This is a genomic window from Streptomyces seoulensis, from assembly GCF_022846655.1.
In the GTDB taxonomy this organism is placed as follows: Bacteria; Actinomycetota; Actinomycetes; order Streptomycetales; family Streptomycetaceae; genus Streptomyces.
Genome location: NZ_AP025667.1, coordinates 3,049,091 through 3,075,031, shown reverse-complemented (window position 1 = coordinate 3,075,031; position 25,941 = coordinate 3,049,091). Strand labels below are relative to the sequence as shown.

25 protein-coding genes are annotated in these 25,941 nt (G+C 73.1%); 13 read left to right on the top strand and 12 right to left on the bottom strand.

Translation table 11 applies throughout. From position 1 onward, the window contains the following. The first annotated feature begins 61 nt into the window (after positions 1-61). Positions 62-964 carry an aminoglycoside phosphotransferase family protein gene (locus HEK131_RS14215; RefSeq protein WP_244335424.1) on the top strand — a complete coding sequence of 301 codons (903 nt, stop codon included), beginning with the start codon at positions 62-64 and terminating at the stop codon, positions 962-964. A gap of 17 nt (positions 965-981) precedes the next feature. Here HEK131_RS14215 and HEK131_RS14210 read toward each other — a convergent pair whose 3' ends face one another. Further along, the gene (locus HEK131_RS14210) at positions 982-1,464 is read right to left on the bottom strand and encodes a VOC family protein (RefSeq protein WP_244335422.1); all 483 of its coding nucleotides are present in this window, start codon (positions 1,462-1,464) and stop codon (positions 982-984) included. A gap of 289 nt (positions 1,465-1,753) precedes the next feature. Between HEK131_RS14210 and HEK131_RS14205 the strand changes: the two genes are divergently transcribed. Beyond that, a complete protein-coding gene (locus HEK131_RS14205) occupies positions 1,754-2,644 on the top strand; it encodes an RNA polymerase sigma factor SigF (protein ID WP_217464495.1) in 891 nt (296 codons plus the stop codon). 204 nt (positions 2,645-2,848) lie between these two features. Here the strand turns inward: HEK131_RS14205 and HEK131_RS14200 are convergent, their stop codons facing one another. The 3 genes from HEK131_RS14200 to mgrA form a co-directional block, all read right to left on the bottom strand. After that, on the bottom strand, positions 2,849-3,307 hold the full coding sequence (locus HEK131_RS14200; RefSeq protein ID WP_161149007.1) for an ATP-binding protein: 459 nt from the start codon (positions 3,305-3,307) through the stop codon (positions 2,849-2,851). A 152-nt stretch (positions 3,308-3,459) separates the two neighbouring features. After that, entirely contained in the window at positions 3,460-3,870 is a 411-nt protein-coding gene (locus HEK131_RS14195) for a hypothetical protein (protein WP_217464399.1), read from the bottom strand. Positions 3,871-4,292: 422 nt separating this feature from the next. Continuing rightward, the gene (gene mgrA, locus HEK131_RS14190; protein ID WP_244335420.1) at positions 4,293-5,285 is read right to left on the bottom strand and encodes an L-glyceraldehyde 3-phosphate reductase; all 993 of its coding nucleotides are present in this window, start codon (positions 5,283-5,285) and stop codon (positions 4,293-4,295) included. 142 nt (positions 5,286-5,427) lie between these two features. Here mgrA and HEK131_RS14185 point away from each other — a divergent pair, with 142 nt between their 5' ends. Together HEK131_RS14185 and HEK131_RS14180 are read left to right on the top strand one after the other, a co-directional pair. Continuing rightward, positions 5,428-6,321 (top strand): LysR family transcriptional regulator, encoded by an 894-nt coding sequence (locus tag HEK131_RS14185; protein WP_244335419.1) that lies wholly within the window; start codon positions 5,428-5,430, stop codon positions 6,319-6,321. 45 nt (positions 6,322-6,366) lie between these two features. Further along, entirely contained in the window at positions 6,367-6,882 is a 516-nt protein-coding gene (locus HEK131_RS14180) for a mycothiol transferase (protein WP_217464396.1), read from the top strand. Here HEK131_RS14180 and HEK131_RS14175 read toward each other — a convergent pair. The 3 genes from HEK131_RS14175 to HEK131_RS14165 form a co-directional block, all read right to left on the bottom strand. Next, positions 6,864-7,934, bottom strand: coding sequence for an adenosine deaminase (locus HEK131_RS14175; RefSeq protein WP_244335416.1), 1,071 nt, complete (start codon positions 7,932-7,934; stop codon positions 6,864-6,866). The genes HEK131_RS14180 and HEK131_RS14175 overlap by 19 nt on opposite strands. 34 nt (positions 7,935-7,968) lie before the next feature. Beyond that, positions 7,969-8,364 carry a VOC family protein gene (locus HEK131_RS14170; RefSeq protein WP_217464394.1) on the bottom strand — a complete coding sequence of 132 codons (396 nt, stop codon included), beginning with the start codon at positions 8,362-8,364 and terminating at the stop codon, positions 7,969-7,971. An 84-nt stretch (positions 8,365-8,448) separates the two neighbouring features. Then, on the bottom strand, positions 8,449-9,357 hold the full coding sequence (locus tag HEK131_RS14165) for an aldo/keto reductase (protein WP_244335414.1): 909 nt from the start codon (positions 9,355-9,357) through the stop codon (positions 8,449-8,451). A 53-nt stretch (positions 9,358-9,410) separates the two neighbouring features. On the opposite strand from HEK131_RS14165, the gene HEK131_RS14160 reads away from it, so the two are divergent. Further along, a complete protein-coding gene (locus tag HEK131_RS14160) occupies positions 9,411-10,442 on the top strand; it encodes an acyl-CoA dehydrogenase family protein (protein ID WP_244335411.1) in 1,032 nt (343 codons plus the stop codon). Between the two features lie 78 nt (positions 10,443-10,520). On the opposite strand, the gene HEK131_RS14155 is transcribed toward HEK131_RS14160, so the two are convergent. Then, the gene (locus HEK131_RS14155) at positions 10,521-10,688 is read right to left on the bottom strand and encodes a hypothetical protein (protein WP_217464391.1); all 168 of its coding nucleotides are present in this window, start codon (positions 10,686-10,688) and stop codon (positions 10,521-10,523) included. Between the two features lie 197 nt (positions 10,689-10,885). On the opposite strand from HEK131_RS14155, the gene HEK131_RS14150 reads away from it, so the two are divergent. Together HEK131_RS14150 and HEK131_RS14145 are read left to right on the top strand one after the other, a co-directional pair. After that, complete coding sequence (locus HEK131_RS14150) at positions 10,886-12,472, top strand: SDR family oxidoreductase (protein WP_244335408.1); 1,587 nt, start codon at positions 10,886-10,888, stop codon at positions 12,470-12,472. Between the two features lie 70 nt (positions 12,473-12,542). Beyond that, positions 12,543-13,919 (top strand): cryptochrome/photolyase family protein, encoded by a 1,377-nt coding sequence (locus HEK131_RS14145; protein ID WP_244335406.1) that lies wholly within the window; start codon positions 12,543-12,545, stop codon positions 13,917-13,919. Here the strand turns inward: HEK131_RS14145 and HEK131_RS14140 are convergent. Continuing rightward, the gene (locus tag HEK131_RS14140) at positions 13,894-14,901 is read right to left on the bottom strand and encodes a MerR family transcriptional regulator (RefSeq protein ID WP_244335402.1); all 1,008 of its coding nucleotides are present in this window, start codon (positions 14,899-14,901) and stop codon (positions 13,894-13,896) included. The genes HEK131_RS14145 and HEK131_RS14140 overlap by 26 nt on opposite strands. Before the next feature lie 102 nt (positions 14,902-15,003). Between HEK131_RS14140 and HEK131_RS14135 the strand changes: the two genes are divergently transcribed. From HEK131_RS14135 to HEK131_RS14125, 3 genes are all read left to right on the top strand, one after another. Beyond that, on the top strand, positions 15,004-15,627 hold the full coding sequence (locus HEK131_RS14135) for an RNA polymerase sigma factor (protein ID WP_217464387.1): 624 nt from the start codon (positions 15,004-15,006) through the stop codon (positions 15,625-15,627). 325 nt (positions 15,628-15,952) lie between these two features. Further along, on the top strand, positions 15,953-18,676 hold the full coding sequence (locus HEK131_RS14130) for a glycoside hydrolase family 2 protein (RefSeq protein ID WP_244452015.1): 2,724 nt from the start codon (positions 15,953-15,955) through the stop codon (positions 18,674-18,676). 143 nt (positions 18,677-18,819) lie between these two features. Continuing rightward, on the top strand, positions 18,820-19,086 hold the full coding sequence (locus tag HEK131_RS14125; RefSeq protein ID WP_217464386.1) for a GlsB/YeaQ/YmgE family stress response membrane protein: 267 nt from the start codon (positions 18,820-18,822) through the stop codon (positions 19,084-19,086). 8 nt (positions 19,087-19,094) lie between these two features. Here HEK131_RS14125 and HEK131_RS14120 read toward each other — a convergent pair whose 3' ends face one another. From HEK131_RS14120 to HEK131_RS14110, 3 genes are all read right to left on the bottom strand, one after another. Further along, positions 19,095-19,871 carry a GNAT family N-acetyltransferase gene (locus HEK131_RS14120; RefSeq protein WP_244335400.1) on the bottom strand — a complete coding sequence of 259 codons (777 nt, stop codon included), beginning with the start codon at positions 19,869-19,871 and terminating at the stop codon, positions 19,095-19,097. 65 nt (positions 19,872-19,936) lie between these two features. Next, entirely contained in the window at positions 19,937-20,791 is an 855-nt protein-coding gene (locus HEK131_RS14115) for a GNAT family N-acetyltransferase (protein ID WP_244335398.1), read from the bottom strand. Positions 20,792-21,003: 212 nt separating this feature from the next. Further along, positions 21,004-21,744 (bottom strand): chaplin, encoded by a 741-nt coding sequence (locus HEK131_RS14110; RefSeq protein WP_432215629.1) that lies wholly within the window; start codon positions 21,742-21,744, stop codon positions 21,004-21,006. Between the two features lie 336 nt (positions 21,745-22,080). Here HEK131_RS14110 and HEK131_RS14105 point away from each other — a divergent pair, with 336 nt between their 5' ends. From HEK131_RS14105 to HEK131_RS14095, 3 genes are all read left to right on the top strand, one after another. Then, positions 22,081-23,733, top strand: a complete 1,653-nt coding sequence (locus HEK131_RS14105; protein WP_217464382.1) for an alpha/beta hydrolase — start codon at positions 22,081-22,083, stop codon at positions 23,731-23,733. A gap of 109 nt (positions 23,734-23,842) precedes the next feature. Further along, positions 23,843-24,367 (top strand): DUF4232 domain-containing protein, encoded by a 525-nt coding sequence (locus HEK131_RS14100; protein WP_244335394.1) that lies wholly within the window; start codon positions 23,843-23,845, stop codon positions 24,365-24,367. Positions 24,368-24,635: 268 nt separating this feature from the next. Further along, positions 24,636-25,934: a PP2C family protein-serine/threonine phosphatase gene (locus tag HEK131_RS14095; RefSeq protein ID WP_244335392.1), complete on the top strand. Its 1,299-nt coding sequence runs from the start codon at positions 24,636-24,638 to the stop codon at positions 25,932-25,934. Positions 25,935-25,941 lie beyond the last annotated feature (7 nt).

Here is a 25,941-nt window from a genome sequence, read left to right as displayed (position 1 = left end):
CGGTGTGCCGTTCGGTGGTCTTCGGTATTTCGGTCGACAGCGGGGAGCCGGCGGCCCTTGGATGGTGCCGGTGAGTGTGCAGAAGATGCGTGCGGGTGAGATCGACATCGACGCGCCGCTGGTGCGCCGCCTGGTCGCGCGGCGGTTCCCGGCGTGGGCGAGGCTGCCGGTGACGCGGCTGAGGTCGTCCGGCACGGAGAACGCGATGTTCCGCCTCGGTCCGGGACTGGTGGTACGGCTCCCCCGGCATCCGGGCGCGGTCGCGGACGTGACGCACGAGCGGGACTGGCTGCCCCGGCTGGGCCCCGGCCTGCCGGTGGCCGCGCCCGAGCCGGTGGGGTCCGGGGAGCCGGACGACGGCTTCCCCTGGCCCTGGTCGGTCTACCGCTGGCTGGACGGCAGCAATCCGGTCGCGGGCGCCGTCGAGCAGCCGGAGCGCCTGGCCAGGGAGCTGGGGTCGTTCGTGGCCGCCCTGCGCCGGACCGCTACGGCGGACGCGCCGAAGGGCTACCGGGGCGGCCCGCTCGGCGGTCAGGACGCGCCGGCCCGCGAGGCGCTGGCCCGGCTCGCGGGCGAGATCGACACCGCCGGGGCGACCGCCCGGTGGGAGCGGGCGCTGGCCGCGCCCGCGCACACCGGGCCGCCGGTCTGGGCGCACGGCGACCTGTCCCCCGGCAATGTGCTGGTCACCGCCGAGGGGCGGCTGAGCGCCGTGATCGACTTCGGCTGTGCCGGGGTGGGCGATCCGGCCGTCGACCTGATCGTGGCCTGGAACCTGCTGCCCGCCTCGGTCCGGGGCGTCTTCCGGGACGCGGTGGGCGCGGACGACGCCGAGTGGGCGCGCGGGCGGGGCTGGGCACTGTCCGTCGCCCTGGTCCAGCTCCCCTACTACCGGCGCACCAACCCGGTGCTGGCAGAAAACGCCCGGCACACGATCGGCGAGGTGCTCGCCGAGAGCGTGTGAGCGGACGCCGGGCCCGGTCATGTGCCCGCGTACGCCTCCTCCAGGGCGGCGAGGTCGAGCTTGCCCATGGTCATCATGGCGGTGAAGGCGCGGGCGGCCTTCTGCGGGTCGGGGTCGCTGGTCATCTCGAGCAGCCGCTCGGGGCAGACCTGCCAGGAGACGCCGAACTTGTCCTTGAGCCAGCCGCAGGGGCCGCCCTCGCCGCCGTCCTCGGTGAGCCGGGTCCAGTAGTGGTCGATCTCCCGCTGGTCGGCGCAGAGGATCTGGAACGAGATCGCCTCGCTGAACTTGAACTCCGGGCCGCCGTTGAGGGCGACGAACTTCTGGCCGTTGGCGGTGAACTCGACGGTGAGCACCGTCCCCGGCTCACCGGGCCCCGCCTCGCTCCAGTGGGTGACGCGGCCGATACCGGAGTCCTTGAAGACGGATACGTAGTAGTGCGCCGCCTCCTCGGCCTGGCCGTCGAACCAGAGACATGTGGTGAATCCGTCGGTGCTCATGGGCATCTCCCGGTGTGTTCGCCGCGCCGGACGCGCGCTCACCTGTACCGACCGCCCCCCGCACCCGGACTCATCGGTCGGGCGACGATAAGATCAAGCCACTTCGTCGACTTTGAGCCACGTCGAAATTCGTCTGCATGCGTCGCGTGACCGGGGGTACCCGGCCCGTGAGAGAAGACGTGCATGGGGCGGGGTTTTCCGGGTAGCCGGGGACCACGCGGCAACCGTGGCCTCGGGCAACCGGGGCCACGGGAGCAGTCGTCGAACCGTGACTTACGTGGGAGAGGTAATGGACACCGCCGTCGGCATCCGGTCACAGGCAGAGGTCGCGGAGAAGGCCGCGCAGGACAGGACGGACGAGGAGATCCTTCCTGGCATCGCGGACCCCGCGTCCGTGGCCCCGCGGGACGCGCGGGCCCTGTCACGGCAGTTCTTCCGCCGTCTGGCAGAGCTCGAAGAGGGCACGCACGAATACCAGTACGCGCGCAACACCCTCATCGAGATGAACATGTCGCTGGTGCGCTTCGCCGCCGGGCGTTTCCGGGGCCGGGGCGACGACATGGAGGACATCGTCCAGACCGGCATGATCGGCCTGATCAAGGCGATCGACCGGTTCGAGGTGTCGCGTGAGGTGGAGTTCACCTCCTTCGCGCTGCCGTACATCGTGGGCGAGATCAAGCGGTTCTTCCGCGACACCACCTGGGCGGTGCACGTGCCGCGCCGGCTCCAGGAGCTGCGCGTGGAGCTGGCCAAGGCCCGCGAGGAGCTGTCGAGCCGGCTGGACCGCGACCCGACCGTGGCGGAACTAGCCACGCTGATGAACATCACCGAGGAGCAGGTCGTCGAGGGCCAGCTCGCCTCCAACGGCTACAACTCCAGCTCGCTGGACGCCGCCCTCACCGGCGACGGCCGCGAGGACGGCGAAGCGGTCCTCGCGGACTTCATCGGCGTCGAGGAGGAGGGCCTGCGGCTGGTGGAGGACTTCCACGCCCTCGCCCCGCTGATGGCCGAACTGAGCGACCGCGACCGGCAGATCATCCACATGCGGTTCGTGGAGGAGGCCACCCAGGCGGAGATCGGCGAGAAGCTCGGCTGCTCCCAGATGCACGTCTCCCGTCTGATCAAGCGCATCATCGCGCGGCTGCGCCAGGGCATGCTCGGCGAGCTGGGCTGCGCCTGAGCGTCCGACGCTCTGACGTCCTGATGTGAACAAGGGCGGTCCGGTCCGGCCGGGCCGCCCTTTGTCATGTCTGCTCATGTTCCAGCGATCTCACCGGATCTCAGGGGACCGCACCCTCAGGGCCGTCGCGCGGGCACACGAACACGCCGACCGCGAAGCCGGTCGGCGTTCTCTGGATACCGGAGCCCTGGTGGAGCCGGCCGCTCAGCCGTCGAAGCGGATCAGCGCGCGCACCCGCTTGCCCACCGGCACACGGTCCACGGTGATCTCCGAGGCCACCGCGCGCACGATCTCCAGGCCGTGGTGGCCGACGCGCTCGGGGTCCTTGGGGAAGAAGCGGGGAAGGGCCACGCTGCTGTCGTACACCGAGACGCTGACCGCGCTGTCCGTACCCTCGAGCTCCAGGATGTACGGGCCCCTGCTGTGCCGGTCGGCGTTGGTGACCAGCTCGCTGACGACCAGGAGCAGTTCCCCGCCCGTGCGGCTGTCGACGGTGGCACACCACTCGGTCCGCAACTGTTCCAGGAAGCGGGCGGCGAAGGCCCGCGCGTCGGCGATGCAGCCCGGTTCTCCGGTGTAGTGCGCCGCACGCCGAAGGGGTTCCACGGGTACGTCGAAACCAGTCGGTATCACTGCCACTGCCACGCCCAGGTGTTCGGTCATGGTGTCTCTCTCGAAAAGCCCGGTCCCGCCGGTCGCCTGTTACCTCTGATGCTGGTACCCCGACTCGGCCCGCGCATTCCCCCCTGATGCGTCCGCCGTGCGCGCACCGCGGCCGGGCCCGCCGGAACCGGGCCGCACCTGGGCTTTCACGCTCAGGCGACGGGGACGACGAAGGCCGGGACGGTGCGCTGCATGCGCAGGGCGTCGATCGACTCGGCGAGGAGCTCGTACTCGGTGGTGTCGTCGCTCGCCGCGATGCGCACCAGACGTCCGCCGGCCAGTTCGTCCGCGACCAGTTCCTGCCGGACGTCGTCCGAACACCAGGCGCGCAGCAGGGTGGGGACGTCGGCCACGGTGTCCGCGACGGGGACGAGGGCGCCCGCCGGGATCTTCTCGCCCTCGGGGCTCGGGTCCAGGCGTTCGGCGATCCAGGAGGCGCGGTCCCGCAGCCACCACAGGGCGAGCGCCAGGGTGGGCGCGCGGTAGGTGCCGAGCGGTACGCCTACCCGCTGACCGCCGCAGATCCCGTACGCGGTGACATGGCACAGGAATTCATCGTGCACGATCACTCCCCCGTTTGCCTCGCCGGTGTGCCGACCGGGCCCTCTCTATTCCGTGCGGCTCCTGTGCGGTGAAGTGCCCCTGGCAATTCGAGTATCGCCACAATGGAAACACTGTCACCATGTCTTTCCGGCCACTCTGCTGGCATATGCATTGCCCGGTTCTGGCCGGATCATGTCGAGGACCGGAGTGCCGCCCATTAGTTGGCGGATTATCGACCGTCGACGGCGCGCCAAGGCCCCTGCTTGCCCGCCCCACATGGAAAGAGCCCAGGGGGTGAGGCTCCCCCTGGGCTCTGCTCCGGGCTCCGCTTCTCGGGCTCGGCATGAATTCAGCGCCGCCCGCGCCGAAATACGCGAAGGAATTGTGAAGACGAAAAAAACATCCGCCTTCCGCTACGGCCACTACAACTGTTCGAGCGAGTTCACGTCTTCACGATGGCGTCGATACGGGCCAGGTCGTCCGCGTCGAATTCGAGATTCCGGATGGCCCCGACACTGTCCTCCAGTTGCCGGGTGCTGCTCGCGCCGACGAGGGCGGAGGTGACCCGGCCGCCGCGCAGCACCCAGGCGAGGGCCATCTGGGCCAGGGTCTGGCCGCGGGAGGCGGCGATCTCGTTCAGCGCGCGCAGCCGGCCGACCAGGTCCTCGGTGACGGCGTCGGACTTCAGGAACGGGCTGTCGCTCGCGGCGCGCGAGTCCTCGGGGATGCCGTCGAGGTAGCGCCCGGTGAGCAGACCCTGCTCCAGCGGGGAGTAGACGATGGAGCCGACCTGGAGCTCGTCCAGGGTGTCCAGCAGGCCCTGGTCCTCCGGGCGCCGGTCCAGGATGGAGTAGCGCGGCTGGTGGATCAGGAGCGGGGTGCCGAGTTCGCCGAGGATGCGGGCGGCCTCGCGGGTCTGCTCCGCCGAGTAGTTGGAGACCCCGACGTAGAGCGCCTTGCCCTGCTGGACCGCCGAGTGCAGCGCGCCCATGGTCTCTTCCAGCGGGGTCTCGGGGTCGAAGCGGTGCGAGTAGAAGATGTCGACGTGGTCCAGGCCCATCCGCGTGAGGCTCTGGTCGAGCGAGGACAGCACGGACTTGCGCGAGCCCCATTCCCCGTACGGGCCGGGCCACATCAGATAGCCGGCCTTGGTGGAGACGACGAGTTCGTCGCGGTACGGCGTGAAGTCGGCCTTCAATGCCTCGCCGAGCGCGGACTCGGCGGCGCCGGGCGGCGGCCCGTAGTTGTTGGCGAGGTCGAAGTGGGTGATCCCGAGGTCGAAGGCGCGGCGCAGGATCGCGCGCTGGGTCTCCACCGGCCGGTCGGGGCCGAAGTTGTGCCACAGGCCGAGCGAGAGTGCGGGGAGCTTCAGTCCGCTGCGTCCGGAGCGCCGGTAGGGCAGGTCGGCGTAGCGGTCGGGGTGGGCGGTGTACAACGCGACTCCATAAGGGGTTGGCACACGGTCTTCCCGGCGCCGGACACCTGGGCGCCCGGCAGCCTCCCCCACTCTTCACCGGAGCGCGGTCAGTGGTCCAACAGAAGAATCCGATGGATTTCAGCGGCTAGGCTTCTCAATCATGGAACTGCGTCATCTCCAGCATTTCGTCGCGGTCGCCGAGGACCAGCACTTCACCCGTGCCGCCGAGCGCCTGATGGTGTCCCAGTCGGGGCTGTCGGCGTCGATCCGGTCCCTGGAGCGGGAACTGCGGGCGCCCCTTTTCGTGCGCACCACCCGCCGGGTGACGCTGACGGAGGCCGGGCGGGCGCTGCTGGTGGAGGCCGAGCGCATCCTCGCGCAGGTGCGATCGGCGCACGAGGCGGTGGCGGCGGTGCAGGGCGTGCTGCGCGGCACGCTGACGCTGGGCACCGAGCAGTGCATCGCCGGGGTGCATGTGGCGGGGCTGCTGGCGGCGTTCCGGCGGGAGCACCCGGACGTGGAGATCCGGCTGCGGCAGAGCGGTACCGGCGCGCTGGCCGAGGGGGTGTCGGCGGGCCGTCTGGACCTCGCCTTCGCCTACCGCACCCCGGCCGACGGCGACCAGTTGCGCTCGGTGCCGCTGACCACCGAGGCGATGACCGTGCTGTGCCATCCGGAGCACCGGCTCGCCGTGCTGGGCGCCGTGCCGGACCCCGGCGCGCTGGCCGGTGAGGTGTTCGTGGACTTCCACCCGGACTGGGGGCCGCGCCGCGCCACGGACGCCGCGTTCGCCGCGGCCGGGGTGCGCCGCACGGTCGCCCTGGAGGTCAACGACGTGCACAGCCTGCTGGACCTGGTGGACGAGAACCTCGGCATCGCGGTGGTCCCCCGGCACTTCCGGCACAAGCGGACCTCGCTCACGGCGCTCCCGCTGAAGGGGGTGGACGAGGCCGCCTACGAGACGGTGGCCCTGCTGCCGCCGGAGCGGGCCACCAGCCCGGCCGCCCGCGCGCTGATCGGCCTGCTCGGCAGCCCGGACGCGGAGCCCGGCTGACGCCACGCCCTCGCGCCGGGCGCGGGGATGCGCGAGGGTGGGAACATGTACGCGAAGGAGATCCTCATCGAGGGCTACGACCGTATCCGGGAAGAAGTCCACACCGTTCTCGACGGCCTCGGCGCGGACGACCTGGACCACTCCCCCGCGCCCGGCGCGAACTCCATCGCCTGGCTGATGTGGCATCTCAGCCGGGTGCAGGACGACCACATCGCCGACGCCTTCGGACTGGACCAGGTGTGGCTGTCGCGGGACTGGGCCGAGCGCTTCGACCTGGACCTGCCGCACCACGACATCGGCTACGGCCACACCGCCGCGCAGGCCGCCAAGGTGCGGGTGCCCTCGACCGTCCTGCTGGCCGGGTACTACGACGCCGTGCACGACCAGACCCTCGGCGTGCTGCGCGCCCTGGCCGCCAAGGATCTGGAGCGCGTCGTGGACGAGCGCTGGGAGCCGCCGGTCACGCTGGGCGTGCGCCTGGTGAGCGTCCTGTCCGACGATCTACAGCACCTCGGACAGGCCGCCTACGTCAAGGGACTGATTCAGAGCGCTTCGGCGTAGCCCGGCAGGATCACGTCCTCGATGAGCGCCTTGCGCTCGTCGAAGGGGATGAACGCGCTCTTGACCGCGTTCACGGTGACCGTGCGCAGGTCCTCCACGGTCCAGCCCGCCTCCTCGACCAGCAGCGCCATCTCGCGGGTCATGGTGGTGCCGGAGACCAGGCGGTTGTCGGTGTTGAGGGTGACCCGGAAGCCGAGGTCCTTCAGCGCGGTGATGGGGTGCTCGGCGATGGAGGTCGCGCAGCCGGTCTGGAGGTTGGAGGTCGGGCACATCTCCAGCGCGATCCGGCGGTCGCGGACCCAGCCGGCCAGGCGGCCGAGCTTGCCGTCGACGATGTCCTCGGTGATGCGGACGCCGTGCCCGAGGCGCTGGGCGCCGCACACCTGGACGGCCTGGTGGATGCTGGGCAGGCCGTACGCCTCGCCCGCGTGGATGGTGAACGGCACGCTCTCGGCGCGCAGGCCCTCGAAGGCGGCCAGGTGGTCGGCGGGCGGGAAGCCGTCCTCGGCGCCGGCGATGTCGAAGCCGGCGACCCCGGCGTCGCGGTAGGTGACGGCCAGCGCGGCGGCCTCCCCGACCCGGTCGAACATCCGCATGCCGCACAGCAGGGTGCCGACGCGTACCGGCGTCCCGGCGGCGGCCGCCTTGGCCATACCGGCGGCCAGGCCCTCCTGCACGGTCTCCACGACCTCGCTCAGCGTCAGCCCGCCGCGCGTGTTCAGCTCGGGGGCGTAGCGCACCTCGGCGTAGACGACGCCGTCGGCGGCGAGGTCGAGGACGTACTCCTCGGCCACGCGCAGCAGGCCCTCGCGGGTCTGCATCACGGCGAGGGTGTGCTCGAAGGTGCCTATGTAGCGGACCAGGTCGCCGGAGCCCGCGGCCTCGACGTACCAGGCAGCCAGCTCGTCGGGGTCGGTGGTGGGCAGGGTGTGGCCGACCGCGGCCGCGAGCTCGATGACGGTGGCGGGGCGCAGGCCGCCGTCGAGGTGGTCGTGCAGGACGGCCTTGGGCAGCCGGCGGAGGGTCTCGGTGTCGATGCGGGGCGCGGTCATGGCGTGCTTCCTCGGCGGGTCGTGCGGATGGGGTTCAGGCGGCGGGCTGGAGGAGGTCCCAGCGGTTGCCGTACAGGTCCTGGAAGACGACGACCGTGCCGTACGGCTCGTGGCGCGGGTCTTCCAGGAAGGTCACCCCGTGGGCGGTCATACGGGCGTGGTCGCGGGCGAAGTCGTCGGTGTGCAGGAAGAAGCCGACGCGGCCGCCTGTCTGGTCGCCGATCCGGGCCCGCTGGCCGTCGTCCTTGGCGCGGGCGAGCAGCAGACCGGTGCCGGCGCCCGCCTCGGTGCCGGGCTCGACGACGACCCAGCGTGAGCCGTCCGGGCGGGGCTCGTCCTCGGCCAGCCGGAATCCGAGGGCCTCGGTGTAGAAGCGGATGGCGTCGTCGTAGTCGTCCACGACGAGGGTGACCAGGGCAACGCGGCGCATCGGAGCCTTCCGGTGGGGGTGGTTAGCGGGAGAGGTTATACGTAAAACTTCTGAGGCGCCAGTCATCCCCGCGGCGGTGGCCGGCTACGCGTGGAAGGCGTCGAGGCGGCCCAGTTCGTCGTCAGTGAGCTTCAGGGCGCCGGCCGCGATGTTCTCCGTCAGGTGGGCGGGATCGCCGGTGCCGGGAATGGCGAGGACGTGCGGGCCCTGGTGGAGGGTCCAGGCGATACGGACCTGGGTGGGGGTGGCGCCGTGCGCGCCGGCGATCTCCGCGACGACGGTGTCAGCGACGGCCGCCCGCCGCTCGTGCGCGCCGCGCTCGCCGGTCTCCCCGGAGACGGCGTAGTACGGCACGAAGGCGATGCCGCGTTCGCCGCACAGCTCGATCAGCTCGTCGGCCTCCGGGTCGGGGGTGTCGAGCCCGTACCGGTTCTGCACGGCGACCACCGGTGCGATGGCCAGGGCCTCGGTGAGGTGCCGGGGTTCGACGGCCGAGACACCCAGGTGCCGGATGAGGCCGGCCTGCCTCAACTCCGCGAGGGCGCCGAAGTGTTCGGCGACGGAGTCCTGGTGCATCCGGCGCAGGTACACGAGGTCGAGGTGGTCGCGGCCGAGCTGGCGGAGGTTCTCCTCGACGTGGCCGCGCAGTTGGTCGGGGCGGGCGGCGGTGCCCCAGGAGCCGTCCTGCTCGCGGAAGGGGCCGACCTTGGTGGCGATGACCAGGTCGTCCGGATAGGGGGCGAGGGCGGTGTTGACGAGTTCGTTGGCGGAGCGGAGGGAGGAGAAGTAGAAGGCGGCGGTGTCGATGTGGTTCACGCCGAGTTCCATGGCCCGGCGCAGGACGGCGAGCGAGCGGGCCCGGTCCGCGGGGGTGCCCAGGTGGAAGGCGGCGTTGCCGGTCAGCCGCATCGTGCCGAGGCCGACGCGGTGGACGGGGAGGTCGCCGAGTGTGAGGGTGCCGGAGTCTGCCGCGGTGATCGTCTCGGAGGTCATCGGCGGAGTGTGCCACAGGTGGCGGACGGGGCTGGAGGGGTAGGAATCCGCGCATGACGATCACCGATCACCCGCTCGTCGCCCGCGCCCGCCTGCTCGCCGCGGAGGTGCTGGAGCCCGAGGCGGCACGGGTGGACCAGGAGGGGGTGCCCGCGAGCCACATCGAGGCCGTGAAGCGGTCCGGGCTGCTGGGCCTGGCCGCCCCCGCCGAGTACGGCGGCTCGGCCGCGCCGGACGCCGTGGCAAGGGAGGTCGCGGAGATCCTGGCGGGCGCCTGCGGCTCGACCTGGTTCGTCCAGTCGCAGCACCACACACCGGTGCAGGTCCTCACACGCGGTGAACCGGCCGCCCGCGAGCGGCTGTTGGGCCCGCTGGCCCGTGGGGAACTGCTGTCCGGGGTGGCGTACGCCCAACTGCGGGCCCACCCGAGGGCCCCGGTCCGGGCCCGCCGCGACGGTACGGGCCTGCGCTTCGACGGAACGGTGCCCTGGTACACCGGCTGGGGCCTGAACGACGTACTCCTCCTCGCCGGCCTGACGGACGACGACGAGGTGGTGTTCGCCTTCGTGGACGCGCGGGAACAACCGGGGCTGCGCCCCTCCGCTCCCCTGCGCCTGGCCGCGCTGTCCGCCGCGAGCACGGTCTCGCTGGAGCTGGACGGGCTGCGCGTGCCCGAGGAGTCGGTGGCCCTGCGCGTCCCGTACGCGGACTGGGCGCCGACCGACCGGGCGAAGACCCTGAACACCAACCCGGCGGTCTTCGGCATCGCCGCGGCGGCCCTGTCCCTGCTGGACGACCGGACGGCGGCCCCTCTCCGGCCCCGCCTCGCGGACATCCGCACCCGCGCCTACGCCCTGGCCGACCACCCGGCCCCACTGGAGCGCACGGAGGAACGCCTGGCGGTACGGGCGGAGGCGTACGCGGCACTGGACACGGCCACGACCGCAGCGGTGGTGGCGGGCGGCGGCCGCTCGATGTCCCTCACGTCCCGGGCCCAACGCCTGGCCCGCGAGGCGATGTTCCTGCTGATCCAGGGTCAGACGGCTCAGACGCGGCAGGCACATCTGCGGGCGCTGACCGGGTGACCGTGGGTGGACCGTCCAGCGGTACGACCGTGGGAGTGAACACGTACGGACGCACGGACCCGCCGGGCCGACGGCGCGTCAGTCGTCCGCGAGGCCCTCGACCACGACCAGGAACGCGTCCGACTTCAGGTCCATGATCACCGTCGCGGGCTCGCCCTCGGCCCGGCGGGCGGCCGCGTACTCCTCCGCGGGCCAGGAGCCGCGGGGTGAGCCTGCGGGGAAACGCTCCAGCACCTTTGCACTCATGGCGGCGGACACCTCCGGCGGAAGCCTCGGACGGGACACAGAACCTGTACCTCATCGGGTGCCCGGCCAACACCCGGACATGCCGGTGTACGCCGTCCGGCACAACCCGCATCCGCATGTCGCGTGCGGCGGGAAGGGATCACCGGGAGCCGTGGCGGACCACGGGCGAACGACCGATGCCAAGGAGCCGGAAAACGATGAACGACGACGACTCCGCGGGCGGGCTGCGCTGTCTGGTGACCGGTGCCACCGGCTACATCGGGGGCAGGCTCGTACCGGAGCTGCTCGCCGCCGGGCACCAGGTGCGCTGCCTGGCGCGCACCCCGCACAAGCTGCGCGACCACCCGTGGGCCGGTGACGTGGAGGTGGTCAAGGGCGATGTCACGGACCCCGGATCGCTGGCGGAGGCGATGCGGGACGTCGACGTGGCGTACTACCTGGTGCACGCGCTGGCCAGCGGCGACAGCTTCGAGGAGACCGACCGCCGCGCGGCCCGTAACTTCGGCGAGCAGGCGAAGGCGGCCGGGGTGAGCCGGATCGTGTACCTCGGCGGGCTCACGCCGGCCGGTGTGCCGGAGCAGGAGCTCTCCCCGCATCTGCGCTCGCGCGCGGAGGTCGGGCACATCCTCATGGCGTCCGGTGTGCCGACGGCGGTGCTGCGCGCCGCGGTGATCATCGGCTCCGGCTCGGCCTCCTTCGAGATGCTGCGCTACCTCACCGAGCGGCTGCCGGTGATGGTGACCCCGAGCTGGGTGCACACCCGTATCCAGCCGATCGGCGTCAAGGACGTGCTGCGGCTGCTCGTGGGCTCCGCGCGGCTGCCCTCGGACGTGAACCGGACGTTCGACATCGGCGGCCCGGACATCCTGACGTACCGTCAGATGATGCTGCGCTACGCGCAGTTGGCACATCTTCCGCACCGGCTCATCCTGTCCGTGCCGATGCTGACTCCGGGACTGTCCAGCCACTGGGTGGGGCTGGTGACCCCGGTCCCCGCCTCCATCGCCCGGCCGCTGACCGAGTCGCTGCGCTACGAGGTGGTGTGCCGCGAGCACGACATCCGGCGGTATCTGTCGGACCCGCCGGGGCATCCGTACGGCTTCGACAAGGCGGTCCAGCTCGCCCTGCGCCGGGTGCGGGAGGCGAAGGTGGTCACCCGCTGGTCGTCCGCGTCGGTGCCCGGCGCGCCGAGCGACTCGCTGCCGACCGATCCGGACTGGGCGGGCGGCAGCCTGTACACCGACGAGCGCGAGACGCTGGTGGACGCGTCGGTGCCCCGGCTGTGGCGGGTCATCGAGGGCGTGGGCGGTGACAACGGCTGGTACTCCTTCCCGCTCGCCTGGAGCCTGCGCGGCTGGATGGACCGCGCGATGGGCGGGGTGGGCCTGCGCCGGGGCCGCCGGGACGCGGAGCGGCTGCGGGTCGGCGACTCGCTGGACTTCTGGCGGGTCGAGGAGATCGAGCCGGGCCATCTGCTGCGGCTGCGGGCCGAGATGCGGCTGCCGGGGCTGGCTTGGCTGGAGATGTACGCGGAGCCGGACGGGGAGGGCCGCAGCCGGTACCGGCAGCGGGCGGTGTTCCATCCGCACGGGCTGCTGGGCCAGGCGTACTGGTGGGCCGTGTCGCCGTTCCACGCGATCGTGTTCGGGGGGATGGCCCGCAACATCGCGCGGGCCGCGGTCCACGGCCCCGTCCCGACGATGAGGAGCCGGAGGCCGAGGAACCGGGGATTCAGCAGTCTGATGCTCAGGAACCGGAGGCTGAAAAAGCGGTCGCGGCGTTGACGGCCGCGTCCGTCCGGCGCACTCGTCCGGAAGAGTCCACCGTCCGCATTCCCTGCTCCGGAGCCGTTCGATGAACACCTCGGTCGTCCTGTTCACCTCCGATCTGCGTCTGCACGATCATCCGCCGCTGCGCGCGGCCCTCGACGGGGCCCGGCAGGTGGTGCCGCTGTTCGTGCGCGACGACGGCATCGAGACCGCCGGCTTCGCCGCGCCCAACCGGCGGGCGTTCCTCGCCGACTGCCTGCGGGACCTGGACGCCGGACTGCGCGAGCGCGGCGGCCGGCTGGTGGTGCGCTCCGGCGACCTGGTCGCCGAGGTGTGCAAGGTGGTCGCCGAGGCGGACGCCGACGAGGTGCACCTGGCCGCCGACGTCAGCGGTTACGCGCACCGCCGCGAGCACGCCCTGCGCCGCGCGCTGGAGGCGGACGGGCGCAGGCTGCACGTCCACGACACGGTGACCGGTGCCGTCGAGCCCGGCGTGGTGACCCCGGCCGGCTCGGACCACTTCGCCGTGTTCACCCCGTACTTCCGTCACTGGTCCGGGCAGGCTCTGCGGGACCCGCTGGGCGCGCCCCGGAAGGTGAGCGTGCCCGACGGCGTGGGCTCGGAGGAGCTCCCCTCGCGCGACGCGGTACCGGGCACCTCGCCGGGGCTCGCCGAGGGCGGGGAGGCACAGGGCCGCCGGATGGTGGCCGCCTGGCTGCGCTCGGGCATCGACGCGTACGAGGACCGGCACGACGACATGGCCGGGGACGCCACCTCCCGGCTCTCCCCGCATCTGCACTTCGGCACCGTCTCGCCGGTGGAACTCGTGCATCGGGCACGGCTGGAGGGCGGCGCGGGCGCGGAGGCGTTCGTACGGCAGGTCGCCTGGCGCGACTTCAACCGGCAGGTGCTGGCGGTGCGGCCGAAGGTGTCCCACACCGACTACCGGACCAAGCGGGACCGCTGGCGCACCGGATCGCGGGCCGAGGCGGACATCGAGGCGTGGAAGCAGGGCCGTACCGGCTATCCGGTGGTGGACGCGGCGATGCGCCAGTTGCGGCACGAGGGCTGGATGCACAACCGGGGCAGGCTGCTGACGGCGAGTTTCCTGGCCAAGACGCTGTACGTGGACTGGCGGGTGGGCGCCCGGCACTTCCTGGACCTACTGGTGGACGGGGACGTGGCCAACAACCAGCTCAACTGGCAGTGGATGGCTGGCACGGGCACCGACAGCCGCCCCAACCGCGTGCTCAACCCGACGACCCAGGCCAAGCGGTACGACCCGGACGGCGCCTATGTCCGGCACTGGGTCGCGGAGTTGGCGGACGTCGAGGGTCCGGCGGTGCACGAGCCGTGGAAGCTGCGCGGGCCGGACCGGGCCGCGATCGGGGACTACCCGGACCCGATCGTCGACCTCAAGGACGGGCTGGAGCGGTTCAAGCACGCACGCGGGCTGGAGTGAGGTCCCGGCCGGGTGCGGTGCCGTAGGCGGCGGTCAGGGTGTCGAGGGCGTCGGCCAGTCCGGTCGGGCGCAGCATGCCCTGGCAGGAGCGGCCGGCCCAGCCGGGGCCGCCGAGCATCATCAGGGTCTGCCGGCGGGCGCCGCGTACGCCCCACTCGATGCCCGCGACATGCCGGGCGAGCGGCAGACTGGCGGTCGCGCGGGACTGGGACCACAGCACCACCGCGGCCGGGCCCAGGCGTCGTACGGCGGCGGCGAGCGCGTCGGCGGGGACGGCACTGCCGAACATCCTGGTGGGGACGCCGTGTTGGGCCAGCGCGGCGTTGAGGGCCTCCAGGGGAAGGGTGTGCTGTTCGTCGGGGGCGCAGGCGAGCACGACGGGCCCGGCCACGGGGGTGCCGGCCGGGCCCAGCCGGGGGGTGTGGCGGCGCAGGGCGGTGGCGACGTGCCAGGACAGCAGGTGCTCGACCTCGATGTAACGGTCGCCCGAGGATGCCCACTTGCGGCCGACGGCGTGCAGGGCGGGCGCCATCACGTCCTGCCAGGCGACGGTGAGGCCGTACTCGGCGACGACACCGTCCAGTTGCTCCTCCACGGCCGGGGCGTCGAGGCGGACGGCAGCACGGGCCAGCCCCCGGCACTCCGCGCGCACGTCACCGAGCGGCAGCGCGCCGGGGGCGCGGGAGCGGGAGCCGGAAGAGGGGGCGGGGGCGGGCACGGTGGGCGGCCGCGTGGCGCCGCGGGCGGCGCGGGCCGCCTCGGCGGGCGGCACGCCCGAGGAGGTCAGGCGGCACATCGCCTCCAGCACGGCCACGTCGTCCGGGGTCCAGCGGCGGTGCCTGCCGTCGGCGCGGGCGGCGGGCCCGAGACCGTAGCGGCGGTCCCAGGAGCGCAGGGTGGTGGGCGAGACCCCGAGTCTGCGGGCCAGGGCGCCCGTGGTGAGCCCGGCGCCGGGGACCGGGACCTCGGCTGCGTCGTCCATACGACGACTGTACGCCGGGAACGACGCAGAAACGATGCGAGTTGTCGGTGCCCGGTGCCGCCTCACACGATGACCTGGACGTCCCACCCGAGGAGCCAGGTCATGACCTCGTACCCGACCCCGCCCACCGCCGCGCCGCCCGTGGCCCCGGCCGGGGACCTCTGCGGCGACGAGGAGCTGGCGCGGGGCCTGGTCGCGGGGGACGAGGACTGCCTCGCGGCCGTGTACCGGCGCTGGTCGTCCCTGGTGTACGCGCTCGCCCGGCGCGCGCTCGGGAACGCCGGGGAGGCGGAGGACGTGACCCAGCAGGTGTTCCTCGGGGTGTGGCGGGGCCGCGCGGGCTACCGTCCCGAGCGCGGGCCGCTGGGCGGTTGGATCGTCGGCATCACCCGGCGCAAGATCTTCGACGCGCTGGCGGCCCGGGCCCGGCGGGGCGAACTGGCCGCGGCGGCGGCCGCGACCCTCTCCCGCACCGCGCTCAGCGCCGAGACCGGCGCCGATCCGGAGACGGTCCTCGACCGGCTCCTGGTCCGGCGCGAGCTGGGGCGGCTCCCGGCGGCCCAGCGGCGGGTGCTGTACCTGGCCTTCTACGAGGACCTCACCCAGCCGCAGATCGCCGCCCGCACGGGCTGGCCGCTGGGCACGGTGAAGAGCCACGCGCGCCGGGGCCTGCACCGGCTGCGCCGCGGGATCGAGCGGCTGGAACCGGTGGAGGCGGCCGTCTGAGGCGGGATGCGAATCCCGTGCGAGGAATTCCCCGAACCCCCCTACACATACGGGAATAAAAGGCGCAGAATGGACGGATACGCGATACGCGGCACTCCACCGCTGGCCCACCGGACGCGGTCGAGTCCGCTCGGTGCGACGGAAGGAGGACCGTACGCAGCCCACAAACGACGACGAAGGACGCGAGGCCGGTCCGCCGGAGCGGACCGGCCTCCTCGTGCGCCGGGGCGGCGCGTCCAGGCCGGGGGTCTTTGACACGGTTCGTGGCGCTTTCTAGCTTGAGCCGGGCCAAGCGTTCCGTGACCTCTCGAGGCTGGAGTCCGCCCTGTCCGCTCGCCCCGCCCCCGGCCGCCGCATCGCCACGGCCGCCGCGCTCCTCGGCCTGATCGGCACCCTCACCACCACCGCCTGGGCGGGCCCGGAGGACCGTGCCCCGGCGCCGCGTCCGGCGCCCGGGGCGACCCGTGTCCCGGCCGAGGCGGGCTCGGCCACCGCGCTCGCCTCGTTCGCCCTCCAGTCCACGGCGAAGGTGCGCGAACCGGCGGCCGCCGTCTCCTCCCCCGGCTATCCGGCGCGCGGCTGGCACCACGCGGGCCCCCGCTCCACGGTCCTGGCCGCGCTCCTGGCCGAGGGCCGCTATCCGGACCCCTTCCGCTCGACCAACCTGAGCAAGATCCCGAAGGCCGACTTCCAGGTGCCCTGGTGGTACCGCTCCGACTTCACCGTGGACGACACCTCCCGCCGCACCCGCCTCGACTTCAGCGGGGTCGTCCCGGCGGCCGAGGTGTACGTGAACGGCCACCGGGTGGCGACGGACGCGCAGGTGAGCGGCGCCTACACGCGACACGAGCTGGACATCACGCCGCTGGTGCGGGCCGGCCGGAACACGGTCGCCTTCCGGGTGCGGCCCAACGACCCCGACCGGGACCTCAGCATGGGCTGGCTCGACTGGCTCCAGCCGCCCCCGGACCAGAACATGGGCCTGGTCCGTGACGTCCTGGTCCGGCGCGGCGGCCCGGTCACGCTGGCCGACGCGCGTGTGGTGACCGAGCTGGCCGTGCCGTCGCTGGCCGGCGCCGACCTCACGGTGCGGGCGCGGGTGCGCAACGACAGCGCCCGGCCGGTCACCGCCCTGGTGTCCGGCTCGGTCGCCGGGACCACCCTGACCCGCCGGGTGGCGCTCGCCGCGCACGAGTCGCGCACGGTCGCCTTCTCCCCCGCCGACGTGCCCGGCCTGCACCTCACGTCCCCGAGGGTGTGGTGGCCCGCCGGCATGGGCGGCCAGCCGCTCTACGACCTGCGGCTCACCGCCTCCGTGGCCGGCACCGTCTCCGACACCGCGCACCAGACCTTCGGCATCCGTGACGTCCGCGCACCCCTGGACAAGGACGGGGCCCGCCGGTACCGGATCAACGGACGGCCGCTGCAGATCAGGGGCGGCGGCTGGTCACCGGACCAGTTCCTGCGCTGGGACCGCCGGTACGTGGAGGACCGGCTGCGTTACGTCCTCGACCTCGGGCTGAACACCGTCCGGCTGGAGGGGCACATCGAGCCGGACGAGTTCTTCGACCTGGCCGATCGGCTCGGCGTGCTCACGCTGCCGGGCTGGGAGTGCTGCGACAAGTGGGAGGGCCCGTTCAACGAGGACGGGCACGGGGAGAAGTGGGACGCCGCCGACCGCACGGTGGCGAAGGCGTCCATGGCCGCAGAGGCGGCCCGGCTGCGCGGCCACCCGAGCGTCATCTCCTTCCTGATCGGCAGCGACACCGCCCCCGACGCCAGGACCGAGAAGGACTACCTGGACGCCCTCGCCGCGGCCGACTGGCCCAACCCGGTGATCCCGGCCGCCTCCGACGACTCCTCGCCGAAGCTGGGCAGTTCGGGCATGAAGATGTCCGGCCCCTACGACTGGGTCCCGCCCGCCTACTGGTACGCCAAGCGCGAGGGCGGCGCCACCGGCTTCAACTCCGAGACCAGCGCCGGCCCCAGCATCCCCACACTGGACACCCTGCGCCGGATGCTGACCCCCGCCGAGCTGGACACCCTGTGGAAGGAACCGGCGGCCAAGCAGTACCACCGCTCCCCCTCGGCCGTCTTCTCCACACTGAAGCTCTACGACGACGCCCTGACCGGCCGCTACGGCGCCCCGACCGGCCTCGCCGACTACGTGCGCAAGGCGCAGCTCGCCCAGTACGAGAACGTCCGCGCCGAGTTCGAGGCGTACCGCCGCAACGCCCACGACGCCGACAAGCCCGCGACCGGGATCGTGCACTGGATGCTCAACAGCGGCTGGACCTCACTGCACTGGCAACTGATGGACCGTCATCTCGACCAGAACGGCTCCTACTTCGGCGCCAAGAAGGCGGGCGAGCCGCTGCACGTCCAGTACTCCTACGACGACCGCACGGTGGTCGTCGTCAACGACCGGCACGCCCCCGCCACCGGCCTCACCGCACGGGCGACCCTGTCCGACCCGGACGGCACCCCGCGCTACGAGCGGACCCTGGCCGGGATGCGCGTCCCCGGCGACGGCGCCCACAGCACCGCGTTCACCCTGCCCCGGCAGGTCGGCGGCACCTCGGGCACCCACCTGCTGCGCCTGGTGCTGACCGGCCCGGACGGCAGGGAGGTGAGCCGGAACGTGTACTGGCTCTCCACCAGGCCCGACACCCTCGACTGGGCGAACTCCGACTGGTACCACACCCCGACCACCGGCTACGCCGATCTGAAGGGCCTCGCCTCCATGGCGCGGGTACCGGTGTCGGTGGCGGCGGCCACCTCGGCCTCCGGCGCCCTGTCCACCACGACGGTGACCCTGCGCCGCTCGGGCGGCGGCCGGACGCCCTCGCTGCTGACGGACGTGCATCTGGTCGACGGGCGGGGCAGGCCGGTGCTTCCGGTGCGCTGGTCGGACAACCAGGTCGGGCTCTGGCCCGGCGAGTCGGTGACGCTCACCGCCACCTATCGCACGGCGGACCTGCGCGGCTCGGCGCCGCGGGTGCGGATCTCCGGCTGGAACACCCCCGAGCGCACGGTTCCCGCCTCCTGAAACCGCACCGCTCCGCCGCGTCGGCGGCCGCCGCCCCGGGCACCCTTCCGATGGGGTTCCTGGGTGGCGGCGCCGGGTGGACTGGCTCCGTCAGCAGCGGGCACATGCCACTGCAGCAGGGGCCGAGACCACGAGGGGTGGACATGGAGATTTCAGGGATCATCAGCGCCGTCATCATCGGCATAGTCATCGGCGTGCTCGGGCGGCTGGTCGTACCCGGCCGCCAGCACATCGGCGTGCTGGTCACGATCCTCGTCGGCATCGTGGCCGCCCTGCTGGGCTCGGCCATCGCGGCGGGTCTGGGTGTCGCGGACACCGACGGGCCCGACTGGATCGAGTGGCTGATCCAGATCGCCCTGGCCGCGGTCGGCATCGCCGCGCTGGACCGCACGCGGGGCCGCCGCCACTGACCCTCACGTCACACCTCGTACAGGTACGGCGTCGTGGTGGTCAGGGCGTGCAGCCCCAGGCGTTCCAGGACGGGGCGGCTCATGGCGGAGGCGTCCACCTGGACATGACGGCAGCCGTGGGCGGCGGCGACGCGGGTGCGGTGGGCGACCAGGGCGCGGTACAGGCCCCGGCCGCGCCACTTCTCGACGGTGCCGCCGCCCCAGAGTCCGGCGAAGTCCCCGCCCGGCACCAGCTCCAGCCGGGCGGAGGCCACCGGCTCGTCCCCGGCCAGCGCGACCACGGCGAGGACCGTGCCGGGGTCGGTGGCGAGGCGGGCCAGCAGATGGGCGCGCAAGGCGGTGCCGTCGGTGCCGAAGACCTTCTCGTGCACCTCCACGACGAGGTCGACGCCCGCGGTGTCGGCGGCCCGGACCAGACGGACGCCGTCCGGGAGCCGTTCCTCCAGGGCGAGTTCCGCGATCTCGCCGACCATCAGCGTCTCCGGCTCCTCGGCCCGGAACCCCGCTGCGGTGAGCCGAGCCGCCAGGTCAGGCGGACCGTCGTGGCCGTAGAGCTTCCACTCGAAGTCCCGTCCCAGCCCGGTGAAGCGCGCGATCTGCTCCTCGATGGCGCGGTCGGCCCCGGCCGCGTCGAGGCCGGACCAGACGACGCCGTTCCAGCCCCGTTCGCCCGCGACCTGGCGCACCACGGCACCGGCCCGCTCGATCCGGGCGCCGGGCGCGTCGGGGCGGGCGTGCTGCCGCATCTCCAGGTCGTAACGGGCGAGTGCCGCGGAGTGGTCCATGAGGGGCACTCCAGCATCCGCGGCCAGGACCGGGCAACGGGATTTCCCCCGAACGGCCCGCGAGATCAGCCGAGTTCGAGCGTCCCGATGCCAAACACACGCTCGGCGGCGTGTTCACGGACCGGGCCGGTGTACATGCGGGCGGTCTCGAAGGAGGGCTCGAGTCCGGCGTCGAGGGCCATCGTGACCCCGGCCTTGTTCGGCTCGGGCACGTCGATGGCGATCTGCCGGCCGGTGTGGTCGGCGGTGAGCGCGGCGAACAGGGCGCGCGCGTCGTCGGCGGTGTCGGCGAAGAGCGGGCCGATGCGCAGGCAGTCCGCGCCGGGGCGGATCACCCCGTAGCCGGTGAGGCGGTCGCCGTCGTGGCGTACGTAGGTGTGGTGGCCGGGTGCGGTGAGCCACTCGGCGAGGAAGCGGGGGCGGTCGGCGGGGGTGCAGGCGCTGTCGTAGCGGGTGATGGCATCGAGGTCGCCGGGCTCGGCGTGGCGCACTCCGGTGGGCTGGTCGGCCGCCGGGGCCAGGCCGGTGTAGCGGGCGGTGCGGTGGGCGAGTTCGAAGCCGGAGCGGCGGTAGTTGGCCTGCTGGTCCACGACGCCGTCCAGGCCGACGACGCGCTCCCCGGCGTGGGCGAGCGCGGTCTTCCAGGTGGTGAGGCCGTACCCGTGGCCGCGCAGGTCGGGGCGGACGAGATAGCAGCCCAGGAAGGCGTAGTCCGTGCCGTAGTTGACGACGGAGATCGCGGACACCGGCTCGCCGTCGATGCGGCCGAGGAAGAAGCCCTCGGGGTCCTGGGCGAAGAAGGCGGGGCCGTCGGAGAGACCCGGATTCCAGCCCTCCGCCGCCGCCCAGCCGCTGATCACCGGCCAGTCGGCGAGGGTGGCCCGAGTGACGGTGAACTCCTGGGGGGCCGGTGACGTCATCGCTGCGCTCCGTTTCCGTGGGGTCGGGGACGCGGCCGGGCCGCCGTGCGCCGACGAGGGCGTACGGCACGGTCGCACGCGCCGCATCCTTCCCGATCGGACGGCTCCACGTCACGCCGGGACCGCTCAGGCCGCGCGCGTACCGGGCGCAGGCACGACAAAGGCCCCACCGAGTGGTGCTGGGTCCGGTGGGGCCGTGCGGTGGAACGGGATCAGACCAGGCTGCCCGGGCGGGAACGCCGGTACAGGGCCGCGCCCGCGACGATGAACGCCGCGCTGCCGGCCAGCGCCGGGGCGGCGTAGTCCGACCCGGTGTGCGCGAGGCTCGGCGGTGCCACGGGGGTGTGCGGGACCGTCTTCGGCGGGGCCGGCGGCTGGTGCTTCGGCGGCGCCGGGGGCTGGTGCTTGGGCGGCGCCACGGGCGGCGGGGTCGGCGTGTCGGCGTGGTTCTCGCAGTTGTTGCCGAAGGCCGGGTTGAGGGCGCCGACGACGTCCGCGCTGTTGCCGCAGGCGTTCACCGGGATGTCGACCGGCAACTGGAGGCCGTTGCCGGAGAGCACGCCGGGCGAGCCCTCGGTGACGCTGTGCGCCGTGGCGCCGCCACCGACATTGCCGACACCGGCGTTTCCGACACCGGCGTCCCGGCCGGAGCCACCGCTGTGCCCCGAGCCGCCGCCGTGCCCCGAGCCGCCCCTGGCGCCCGAACCGACGCCGGCGTCGGACCCGGTGTTCGCGCACGAGTTGCCGAAGGCCGGGTTCAGGAGGCCGACCACGTCGACGCTGTTGCCGCACGCGTTCACCGGCACGCTGACCGGGGCCTGGACGGTGTTGCCGGAGAGCACACCGGGCGAGCCGACCGCGGCGCCGTCGGCGCTGGCACCACCAGCCGCGAAAGCGGCGGACACCGGCATGGCCATGGCCATCGCACCGGTGGCGGCGGCGACGCCGATCACACCGTTTCGGGTAGCCCGTTTCATAGGTTCCCTGCCTTCCCAGGAGTCGTAGCGGGCAGTCACCCGCACCACATAGAACGCCGCCGGACCATTCGGGTTATGGCCTCCGCGGCTTTCACCCGATCGGGGGGCACGGTCGTTCGAACCGCACGTCAAGCCGTCGCAGTGCCGCCCACGCGGATAGGTGGACCGTTCACCCGGCCGGAGGGGGGTCGCCCCGGCCGGCCGGGGCGAGGGTCACCACCCGGACGGCCGGGAGGCGACCCGTACGGGGCCCGCTTATGGTGAGGACGGCGCCGCCCCTGTTCCGGGCGGTGGCGCCCTGGGAGGCGATCGATGCCGGCCGAGGTCAAGCAGTCCAGACGGTCCGCCGTACGGCGCGGCGCGGGTGCGGGAGTGCTCGCCCTGGCGCTGCTCGGCGCGAGCCTGCCCGCGGCGGTGGCCGCCGCGCCCCGGTCCGGCCGGGTGGACCCGGCCGACCGTCCCGGGATGGCCCGCTTCTACGAGCAGAAGATCACCTGGGGCACCTGCGCGGGCCCGGACATGCCCAAGGACCTCCAGTGCGGCAAGGTGACCGTGCCGCTGGACTACGCCCACCCCGGCACGGGGACGCTCGACCTGGCGCTGGCCCGCTACCGGACGACCGGTTCCTCCCACCGCGCGGTGCTGCTGAACTTCGGCGGCCCCGGCGCCTCCGGTGTCTCCCAGCTCGCGGCCGGCGGCAAGGAGTTCATGGACCTCACCAACGGCTCCGACGTGGTCGCCTTCGATCCGCGCGGGGTCGGCCGTTCCGCCCCGGTGAGCTGCGGCGCCGGTGAGGAACCCCCGTCGGACTCCGCCGGCTCGGACGTGAGCGTCGACATCGGCCGCCCGCAGCAACTGATGACCCTGCTGCGGCAGTCCGCGGAGCTGTGCGCCAAGTACTCCGGGCCGGTGCTCAAGCACATAGGCACCGTGAACGCGGCCCGCGACATGGACGTCATACGCCAGGCCCTCGGCCAGAAGAAGCTGGACTACCTGGGCTTCTCCTACGGCACCCGGCTCGGCGCGGTCTACGCGGCGCAGTTCCCGGGCAAGGTCGGCCGGATGGCCCTGGACGGCGTGGACACGCTGACCGAACCGCTGTCCGAGCAAGGGGTGGCGGGGGCCCAGGGGCAGCAGACGGCGCTGGAGGGCTTCCTCGACTGGTGCGTGACGGACGTGGGCTGCCCGTTCGGCCAGGACCGGCGGGCGGCGGACGAGCAGGTGCTGCAGCTCGTGCGCTCGCTGGACGAGAACCCGGTGCCCACGGACTTCGGCGGCACCTTCTCCGGCCAGGACCTGGTGGGCGCCATCGGGCAGGGTCTGTACAGCAAGGAGATGTGGCCGTCGCTGGAGCGGGCGCTCGCCGCGCTGGTGGAGGACGGGGACGCACGCCGGGTGCTCAGCTTCTCCACGGGCGGCTACGGACTGCCGATGCGGGCGGAGGGGTCCGGCGGGAAGGGCACCGGCCTGACCGATCCGCAGGCGGTGCCCATCGACAACCTCACGGCCGCGCTGATGGCGATCAACTGCGCGGACGACCCGGACCGGCCCAGCGCCGCCCGCGTGACCAGGGACCTCACCGACCTGCGCGCCGCCTACGAGGCCGCGTCCCCGGTCTTCGGCCGCTACCGGCTGACCCAGTTGCTGATGTGCTACGGCCGCCCGAAGGGCACCGACTACATCAGGGACGCGGTCAAGAACGTGCCGTCCGCCCGGATACTGCTGGTCGGCACGCGCGGCGACCCGGCGACCCCGTACCGCTGGACGGAGGAGACGGCCCGGCGGCTCGGTTCCTCGGCCGTGGTACTCGACAACAAGGGTGACGGGCACACCGGTTACACCTCGTCCAAGTGTGTGCACCGCAAGGTCGACGACTTCCTGATGTACGGCTCGCTGCCGCCCGACCGCAGCTCGTGCCCGGCCGACGGGAAGGCGTGGAGCTCCACCGTGTCGGGTGACTCCTGACCGGCGCGCCGCCGCGCGCCGCAACTTCCGGAGCCATGACCGGCGTCACACCGGGTAGGCGCGGCCCCAGCCCGCCGACCGAACCTGATCGTGACAGGGGGAATCCTCCATGCGTTTCCGTACCGTCCACACCGTTCCCGTCCTCGCCGCCTCCGCCGCACTGCTGCTGGCCGCGCAGCCGGGCCAGGCGGCCGAGCGGCACCAGGCCGCGCCCGCCCGCTGCGCCGCGAAGGCGCTCACCATCAAGGCGAAGGCCGTGCCGGGCGAGACCACCGTGGTCCGCTTCTCGGTGACCAACGGCGGCTCGCGCGCCTGTGTCGTGGACCGGGTGCCCACCGTCACCTTCGGTGACCTGGACGGGGCCGCGCTGCCGACGCCCGAGGGCGGCCGGGGCACCTACCGGCTGGACGCCGGGAAGACGGCCTACGGCGCGGTGCGCACCATCGGCGACCCGGCCGACCCGGAGGCGCGGCGCTCCAAGTCGCTCGGGGTGGGGGCCTCGGCGTCGCAGTGGGGCGCGACGTTCTCCGCCGCGAAGCTCGGCACCGGGCGGTACGTCCGGGTCTGGGAGCCGGTGACGACGTGGTGGCAGCCGACGCGCGCGAAGGCCGACAAGGCCATCGGCCTCGGCTGACGACGGGAACATCTGAGCGGCGAACGTACGGCCGGGCGTCGCGCCCGAGTCTGCATATATGGGCCAAGTCCCGTATCCCGAGTACGACTTGACCGGCGCGACGCTTAGCCATCGGGACCGCGTGGACCACTCCCGGAAGACTCTGGCATATGCCCGAAGCACCCCCGTATCGTGTGTTGCCAAATCCCTTACGGGGCATCGCGGGCTGTGCCACAGTCGTAGCGGTCCTCACGTTCCCCCTGGCCCTACCGTCCCCTCGGAGTGCGTCATGCCGCCCCCAGTCTCCGCGGACCGCCCAGCCGCCCAGCCGCCAGGACGCGGCCCGGTCGAGGCGCTGATCTCGCAGACGCGGCGGCTGAAGGGCGACGTGGACGCCGTACGGCGGGACGCGCGCGGGAACGGTTCGGACCAGGACCGCGAGGGACGCTGGCAGCGCGCCCTGTACGACCTCGCCCTGCACCAGCTGGACGACCTCGACGCCCACCTGGCCCAGCTGCGGGACGGCCCGGCGCCCGCCGAGAGCCACGAGGGGGTGCCGTTCGGCCAGGTGGGCCGGGCGGAGTGGGGCCTGCTCACGGACGAGGCCGAGTGGTCGGTGGAGCTGTACCGCATCCTCGGACTGGACCCCGCCGTGCCGGCGCTCACGCTGGACGAACTCCCGGCGCTGGTCCACGAGGAGGACAGGCCCCGGCTCACCGCTATGGTGACGGGCTGTCTGGTGGACGCGAGGCCGATCGACGGCGAGTTCCGCGTCCTGCGGCCCGACGACTCCGTGCGGACCGTGCACATGCTGGGCGAGCCGGTACTGGGAGCGGACGGCGGCGCCGTCTCCATGTGGGCCGTGGTCCACGACGTGAGCGAACTGCGCCTGCACGGACGGGCGGTGCGTGAAACTCCCGCCCGTCCGGACCCGCCCGCTCCCCGGCCGTTCCTCCCCCAGGGTCCGCCGACCCTCGACCTCGCGGCACACCATCTGCAGGGCGCACCGCCCGCGACTGCCGGGGGCGACTGGTGCGACGTGCTCGAACTGCCCGACGGGACAGCCCTGCTGAGCCTCGGCGACCTGACCGGCCGGGACGGGGTGGGTACGCCCGACCCCGCACCGCTGCTCGGCGCCGTGCACGGCATGGCGCTGGCGGGGACCCGTCCCGGCCGACTGCTCTCCATACTCGATCAGTTGACCGCCACCACCCGCTCCCCCGCCCTGCGCGGCGCGGTCTGCTGCCATTACGAGCCCGAGAACCGCACCCTCACCTGGGCGCGGTCCGGGCACCCCGTCCCGCTGCTGTTCCGCGGCGGGACGGGACGCCGGCTGACCGCACCGGACGACCGGCCACCGGGCGCGCACCCCTCCTATGCCCAGGCCGAACTCACCCTGCGGCCGGACGACTTGCTCCTGCTGCACACCGACCGGCTGGACGCGTCGGCCGTGGAGCGGCTGCTCGCCCTCGGGCCACGCCTGAGCACGGCCCGTACCGCGCGGGAGTGTATGCGGTCGCTGGCCGGGGAGTTGGAGGCGGGGCGGTACGGCGACGCCTGTGTGCTCGTCGTCAGGGTCACCGGATAGCGCGGGC

Bases quoted from the DNA above. Each gene is read 5' to 3' on its own strand.
- HEK131_RS14215 (WP_244335424.1), top strand. From the start codon at position 62: ATGGTGCCGGTGAGTGTGCAGAAGATGCGTGCGGGTGAGATCGACATC.
- HEK131_RS14210 (WP_244335422.1), bottom strand. From the start codon at position 1,464: ATGAGCACCGACGGATTCACCACATGTCTCTGGTTCGACGGCCAGGCC.
- HEK131_RS14205 (WP_217464495.1), top strand. From the start codon at position 1,754: ATGGACACCGCCGTCGGCATCCGGTCACAGGCAGAGGTCGCGGAGAAG.
- HEK131_RS14200 (WP_161149007.1), bottom strand. From the start codon at position 3,307: ATGACCGAACACCTGGGCGTGGCAGTGGCAGTGATACCGACTGGTTTC.
- HEK131_RS14185 (WP_244335419.1), top strand. From the start codon at position 5,428: ATGGAACTGCGTCATCTCCAGCATTTCGTCGCGGTCGCCGAGGACCAG.
- HEK131_RS14180 (WP_217464396.1), top strand. From the start codon at position 6,367: ATGTACGCGAAGGAGATCCTCATCGAGGGCTACGACCGTATCCGGGAA.
- HEK131_RS14175 (WP_244335416.1), bottom strand. From the start codon at position 7,934: ATGACCGCGCCCCGCATCGACACCGAGACCCTCCGCCGGCTGCCCAAG.
- HEK131_RS14170 (WP_217464394.1), bottom strand. From the start codon at position 8,364: ATGCGCCGCGTTGCCCTGGTCACCCTCGTCGTGGACGACTACGACGAC.
- HEK131_RS14165 (WP_244335414.1), bottom strand. From the start codon at position 9,357: ATGACCTCCGAGACGATCACCGCGGCAGACTCCGGCACCCTCACACTC.
- HEK131_RS14160 (WP_244335411.1), top strand. From the start codon at position 9,411: ATGACGATCACCGATCACCCGCTCGTCGCCCGCGCCCGCCTGCTCGCC.
- HEK131_RS14155 (WP_217464391.1), bottom strand. From the start codon at position 10,688: ATGAGTGCAAAGGTGCTGGAGCGTTTCCCCGCAGGCTCACCCCGCGGC.
- HEK131_RS14150 (WP_244335408.1), top strand. From the start codon at position 10,886: ATGAACGACGACGACTCCGCGGGCGGGCTGCGCTGTCTGGTGACCGGT.
- HEK131_RS14145 (WP_244335406.1), top strand. From the start codon at position 12,543: ATGAACACCTCGGTCGTCCTGTTCACCTCCGATCTGCGTCTGCACGAT.
- HEK131_RS14140 (WP_244335402.1), bottom strand. From the start codon at position 14,901: ATGGACGACGCAGCCGAGGTCCCGGTCCCCGGCGCCGGGCTCACCACG.
- HEK131_RS14135 (WP_217464387.1), top strand. From the start codon at position 15,004: ATGACCTCGTACCCGACCCCGCCCACCGCCGCGCCGCCCGTGGCCCCG.
- HEK131_RS14125 (WP_217464386.1), top strand. From the start codon at position 18,820: ATGGAGATTTCAGGGATCATCAGCGCCGTCATCATCGGCATAGTCATC.
- HEK131_RS14120 (WP_244335400.1), bottom strand. From the start codon at position 19,871: ATGGACCACTCCGCGGCACTCGCCCGTTACGACCTGGAGATGCGGCAG.
- HEK131_RS14115 (WP_244335398.1), bottom strand. From the start codon at position 20,791: ATGACGTCACCGGCCCCCCAGGAGTTCACCGTCACTCGGGCCACCCTC.
- HEK131_RS14105 (WP_217464382.1), top strand. From the start codon at position 22,081: ATGCCGGCCGAGGTCAAGCAGTCCAGACGGTCCGCCGTACGGCGCGGC.
- HEK131_RS14100 (WP_244335394.1), top strand. From the start codon at position 23,843: ATGCGTTTCCGTACCGTCCACACCGTTCCCGTCCTCGCCGCCTCCGCC.
- HEK131_RS14095 (WP_244335392.1), top strand. From the start codon at position 24,636: ATGCCGCCCCCAGTCTCCGCGGACCGCCCAGCCGCCCAGCCGCCAGGA.